5 protein-coding genes are annotated in these 5,755 nt (G+C 73.6%); 2 read left to right on the forward strand and 3 right to left on the reverse strand.

Annotated features, from left to right (window positions below):
* Positions 1-123 precede the first annotated feature (123 nt).
* Entirely contained in the window at positions 124-1,059 is a 936-nt protein-coding gene (locus ACWCYO_RS40005) for a hypothetical protein (RefSeq protein ID WP_270148939.1), read from the reverse strand.
* Complete coding sequence (locus ACWCYO_RS40010; RefSeq protein ID WP_449786979.1) at positions 1,056-1,667, reverse strand: hypothetical protein; 612 nt, start codon at positions 1,665-1,667, stop codon at positions 1,056-1,058. Before ACWCYO_RS40010 ends, ACWCYO_RS40005 begins: the two co-directional genes overlap by 4 nt.
* A gap of 509 nt (positions 1,668-2,176) precedes the next feature.
* Here ACWCYO_RS40010 and ACWCYO_RS40015 point away from each other — a divergent pair.
* Complete coding sequence (locus tag ACWCYO_RS40015) at positions 2,177-3,421, forward strand: cytochrome P450 (RefSeq protein ID WP_449786980.1); 1,245 nt, start codon at positions 2,177-2,179, stop codon at positions 3,419-3,421.
* A 114-nt stretch (positions 3,422-3,535) separates the two neighbouring features.
* Positions 3,536-4,675, forward strand: a complete 1,140-nt coding sequence (locus ACWCYO_RS40020; protein ID WP_449786981.1) for an alpha/beta hydrolase family protein — start codon at positions 3,536-3,538, stop codon at positions 4,673-4,675.
* Between the two features lie 375 nt (positions 4,676-5,050).
* Here the strand turns inward: ACWCYO_RS40020 and ACWCYO_RS40025 are convergent, their stop codons facing one another.
* Positions 5,051-5,665 carry a hypothetical protein gene (locus ACWCYO_RS40025; protein WP_270148931.1) on the reverse strand — a complete coding sequence of 205 codons (615 nt, stop codon included), beginning with the start codon at positions 5,663-5,665 and terminating at the stop codon, positions 5,051-5,053.
* Between the last annotated feature and the right edge of the window lie 90 nt (positions 5,666-5,755).

A 5,755-nucleotide genomic window follows, 5' to 3' on the forward strand; every position in this document is an offset into this window, starting at 1 on the left:
TCCCCCTTGCCCCGGGCCGGGGGGGGGGGGGGTTCCGCCCCCGCCCGGGGCGGGCCCGCCCCGGGCCCGGGGCGCGGGGGGGGGGCCCCCCCCCCCCCCCCAGCCGGGTGGGCGCTACCGCGGTCAGCCGGGGTGGAGGGCCACCCGGACGTTGGCGTCCATCGGCAGGATCAGCAGGTCGCCGTGCTCCCAGGTCCAGTGGTCCGGGAGGAGGAACATCCGGTCGCCGGACTGGGCGAGCAGGCGCAGCCCGTGGTAGCGGTACCGGAACCGGTCCTGCTGCCCCGCGTCCGGGAGCGCCGTCTCCCTCAGACCGTTCCATTCCGATTTGCGGCACGCGCGGCTGTTGGGGTCGGCGCACGCGGAGAGGTCCAGGTGGAGGCGTTCGGTGGTGTCGAGGATGACCGCGGGGCGCGTGTAGAGGTTCCTCCCGACCATCTTCGCCTGAGCACTCCCCCGGTCCGAGGCGTAGGACGTGGCCGCCCAGAACATGCAGAGCGCGGTGATCGCCACGGCGATGCCCATCGCGGCCCGCTCCCCCGACAACGCATGACCGCCGCCGCTACTGCGTCTGATCAGGATCCGCGCCAGCACGATCAGCAGCAGCGCGCCTCCGATCATCAGCGGGGTGCCCAGGCTGCCGGGTCGGATCACCTGGAGGCCCGCGAGAAAGCCGAACACCAGGAGCACGAGGGCCGCCACGGTGGTGGCCCAGCCGGCCCGACGGACCATCCGGGCTCCGTCCCGCCCCTGCCGGATGAACCTGCTCGCCATGTGGAAGAGCAGCGCGAGCACCAGGGCCACGAAGGCGACCACTCCGGCCGGCAGGAAGAGCGGGCTTTCGCCCTTCACCAGCACTTCCCGGGTGTCGAAGCCGAGTGTCGAACTGTCGATGCCGAAGTAGTCGTAGTAGGCGCTGGTGTAGACGTAGCCGAAGAAGAACAGCAGCGCGGTGACCACCGTCGTCGGGGCGGCCCAGGTGGCGATCCGGGTGATCCAGGCGGTCGTCTCCCCGGCGGCCGGCGTCCCGGCGGCCGACGCCTCCTTCACCGGGCTCAAGTGGTTCCGCCGCTCGGGCTCTCACGGGTGGGGCGCGCGACGCTCGGGCGCTCGCTGGTGGGGCTCTCGCCGGTGGGGCTCGCGACGCTCGGGCCCTCGTTCGTGGGGTGCGCGACGCTCGGGCTCTCGCCGGTGGGGCTCTCGCCGGTGGGGCTCTCGCCGGTGGGGCTCTCGCCGGTGGGGCTCTCGCTGGTGGGGCTCGCGACGCTCGGGCTCCCGCTGGTCGGGCTCCCGCTGGTGGGGCTCTCGCTGGTGGGGCCCGCGACGCTCGGGCTCACGGTCGGGCTGCTGCTCAGGCCGGAAGGCCCGCCCGTCGGCGAGGCCCCGGACGCCGGTGCGGCTTCGTCGGTCTTGCTTTCGCCGCCGATGGCCAGCGTGTAACAGATCCTGGCGCTGTCGCCCTCGGGCGGCGTCTCCGGGAGGATGAACTCCACGGGCGGGCTCACGCCGTTGACGAGCGTGACCTCCCGGCTGATCGGGGTGGCGAAGCCCGTACTGTTCGTGCAGTCGTGGACCCTGCTGATCTCGGCCGGGACTTCGGACGACGAGGGCCCGGCCGCGGCCGCGGTCGTGGAGTCGGCCATGGGCTCGGCCATGGGCTCGGCCATGGGCCTGGTCGTGGGCACCACTACCACCCTCACCCGCTTGCCCGACACCTCGGCCAGCGCCTTCGGCTGGCCCGCGCTCGCGAACGACCCCGAGTTCCCCCCTGCGCGGGTCCTGCCCTCCTCGGACTGCCCTCCCGAGGGCTGGGAACCGTCCGTCGGAGCATTGGAGGCGGCGGGAGCGCCGCCACCGCCGCCGCAGGCCGTCAGCGCCGCTCCCAGCAGAGCGGCAGCGGCGAGGCGGCGAGTGCTCCGGGCGAGGGTCGGACGGAAGGCATGGCGAGTGGTCCTGGGCATACGGCCTCCCATGTCAGGGGCGGGCGAGAAGGGGGCCGGACCGGCCCCGCCGATCCGTACCCGTTCGTCCACGCCGGGACTGTCCTCCGCCCGGGTGGCCTGGTGGGCCGCGGCTCACCGAAAGTAATCGCGCCTCACCTAGAACCCACCCGTCTGGCGTACAGTCAGCCCGGACCTTCCACACCCCCGGCCGTCGACCCGAGGAGAAGACCCGCGTGACCACGGAAGCCCATCCCGTCCCGGAGCTGGCGGCGGACGTCGTCGAGCAGTGGCGCGCCGAGGAGGCCCAGCTGGTCGAGCTGCTCGCCCGGGCCCAGCGCGGCATCGGCGGCATCGCCGCCTTCCGGCTCGGCCCGACGCCCACCGTGCTGGTCACCGACCCGGCCGCGGTGCAGCACGTGCTGGGCCGCCATCCCGACCGGTACGTCAAGCGCTCGCACCGGGCCCGGATGCTGGTCGGCGACGGCGTGCTGTCCGCCACCGGGGACGCTTGGAAGCGCCAACGGCGGCTGCTGCAGTCCCAGTTCACCGGTCCGGGCATGCGCCGCTACGAGCAGCGGATCGCCGCCGCCGCGCTCCGGACGGCGCAGCGCTGGGAGGGGTACCGGCGCAGCGGGGAGACCTTCGACGTGGCCGAGGAGATGCGCGGCTTCGCCCTCGACACCGTCTGGCGGGCGCTCACCGGACTGGCGCTGGACGACCGGACGGACGCCGAACTGCGGTCGGTGGAACGGGTGGTGGCCGCGATGCCGACCCTGCCGACCAACGCCGCCGATGCCCGGGACGCCGTCGCCGAGGACCTCGCCCGGATCGACGCCGTCGCCCACGCCGCGATCGAGGCGGCCCGCACCGCGGACACCGAGGAGCCGGGGGTGCTCCGTGTCCTGCTCGAAGCCGCCGACCAACACCCCGAATACACCGACCAGTTGATCCGCGACGAACTGGTCACCCTGCTGGTCGCCGGCCACGAGACCACCGCCACCACGCTCACCTGGCTGTTCCTGCTGCTCGACCGCGACCCCGGGGCGCGCGACGCCGACCCGCAGGCCCTGGTCAGCGAGACCCTCCGGCTCTACCCCTCCGCCTGGCTGCTCCCCCGGCACGCCCTCGAGGACGACGTGATCGCCGGCCACCGCGTCGCCGCCGGCACCGACGTGCTGGTCTGCCCGTACCTCACCCACCGCGACCCGGCCCTGTGGCCCGACCCGGAGCGCTTCGACCCCACCCGCTTCGCCCCCGGCGCCGACCGCCCCGCCCACCTCGGCGCCTACCTCCCCTTCGGCCTGGGCGCCCGCGCCTGCCTGGGCACCCAGTTCGCCCTCCGGGAAAGCACCGCCCTACTCGAACTCCTCCTCCCGCTGGGCCCGTTGACGTTCCTCTCCCGCCCGGACGGCGAGGCCTTCAGCATCACCGTCCGCCCCAACGGCCCGACCCCGGCGGTGCTGCGCGCGGCCTCCTGAGGCGTTCGCCCGAACAGTGGATTCGGACTCCTCGTCCGGCCTGTTACGACCACCGGCGCGGCGGCGTCGGCTCGACTGGTGGGCGGCCCGTCCCCCGACCCTCCGGAGTCACCCATGCCCCTGCGCACACCCTCGTCCCGTCCGGCGGCCGCCGCCGGTTCGGCGCTCGCCCTGGTCGCCGTACTGGGCTGGACGGCGGGCTGCGCCGACGGCGGCGCCGACCGCTCCGCGGCCTCCGGCGCGCCGTCCTTCAACGCCGCCGCGCTGATGCAGGCCAGCCCGTCCACCAGCCCCGGGGACCACGAGGTGTCCTTCGTCGTCAACGGCACCACCACCTACGGCACCCTGCACATCCCGCAGGGCCCCGCCAACGCGAGGATGCCGGCCGCACTGCTGCTGCCCGGCAGCGGACCGACCGACCGCAACGGCAACCAGCCCCCGCGGCTCATGCCCGACACCCTCTCGGACCTCGCCCAGCTGATGGGCGACGACGGGATCATGACCCTGCGCTACGACAAGTACGCCACCGGCCGGACCGGCCTCGGCAGCCACGCCAACGACCCGGGCGGCCTCGACCTCAACGCCTTCGTCCAACAGGCCACCGCGGCCTACCAGTTCCTCGCCGCCCAACCGGGCGCCGACCCGGACAAGCTCCTCATCTCCGGCCACAGCGAGGGCGCCCTGATGGCCCTGGAGGTCGACCAGGACCCGAAACCGGCGCCGGCCCCCGCCGGACTGGCGCTGCTGGAGCCCCAGGGCATGCGCCTGCTCGACCTGGTCACCCTCCAGCTGGAGCAGCAGGTGGACGCCGCCGTCTCCGCCGGGCAGCTCGACCCCACCCAGGCCGCGACCGTCAAGACCGCCGTCACCGGCGGGGTGGCCGCCATCCGCGCCGGCCGGCCCGCCGACACCACCGGCATGCCCGACCCGATCGCGGCGGTCTTCCAGGACCTCAACAGCGATCTCAAGTTCACCCGGACCGACGACGAGGTGAACCCGGCCGACCTCGCCGCCAAGGTACGGTCGGCCACCAAGGTCATGGTGACCTGCGGCACCGCTGACACCCAGGTGCCCTGCTCCAGCACCGGCCCGCTGGTCGACGCCCTCAAGACCGCCGGCACCGGCGGCCCCGGCCTGGTCACCCTCCAGGACGTCACCCACCTCCTCCAGCCGGCCGGCTCCCCCGCCACCACCAACACCCTCGCCCCCGCCGCCCAGCAGGCGATCCACACCTTCGACCAGCTGTGGAAGTGACCAGGCGCCTGGTCAAGTGCCGCCGGACGAATGTCACTTGACCTCGGCTGCAGGAGTTTCCGCCTACGCCGAGCCGTCCGTCTGCGCGGCCGCCCGAGGCCGCGCCGTCCTTCCCTGTCACCGGGCGGACCGGGTCAGAGCAGTCCGTTGGCGGACCGGCGGGGGTGGCCGCGCCGAGGAGGTCGGCGCCGTCGCGGGTGAACTCGGCGAGCAGGGCGTTGCGTCGGCGCTGGCGAGCATCGAGCGGTACCAGACGTCGGATCGATCGTGTACTGCTCGATCGTGGCCGCTCCCGAACCGGGAGCGGCCATGCCGTCAGCAGGTGTCACATCCGAGACCAGAAGCTCTGTGTGCGCTACGCGATCGATGCACAGCTCACGCGTCGAGGGCGATCGCGGGCGCCCCGGCGTTCCGGGCGAGGAAGTGCAGCAGGTTGGCGAAGCCACGCGCGTCGTCGATCGCCTTGTGGGTGTGCTCCACCTCGCCGAGCCAGTGCGGGGGCAGCTTCGGCGCGGCGAGGTCAGCGCCCGGCCGCCCGGTCAGCGCCGCCGTGTACGAGCGCAGGCACAGCGCCGGCCCGTGGAAGAGCGGATCCTGCTCGTACGGGCCCTGGTGCAGCCCGTACGGGGTGAACCGGCGCAGGTAGTAGTCGATCCACAGGCCGTCGAAGGACAGCGGCGCCGCCGCGAACGCGCGCCGCCCGGGCAGCGACCGGATCCAGTCCACGTACTTGCGCAGCACGTCGACGACGGGTTCCGGGTCCGCCGTCGCGGCCTCCCAGGTGCCCGGCTCGGAGTCGAACCACTCCTTGGTGCGCGGGTTGGGTGCCGACCCGGGGAGCGGCTCGAGGACGGCCTCGAACTCGCCGAAGGTCCGCCCGTCCATCGTCGTGGCGACGGATGCGAAGGACCGCATCGAGTTCGCACCCGCCCACGGGCCGTCAACCTCGATGTCGGTCACCACGTAGGTCCAGTCACTGAGTTCAGTCATTGGTAGTTGGAGGCGCGGTGCCCTGCCGGGCCCGGTTCCTCCGTCCCCTTTCAATCCGTGCGTGCGGTTTTCCCGCACACGGCTTACCGA

The sequence above is a fragment of the Kitasatospora sp. NPDC001683 genome, from assembly GCF_053596495.1.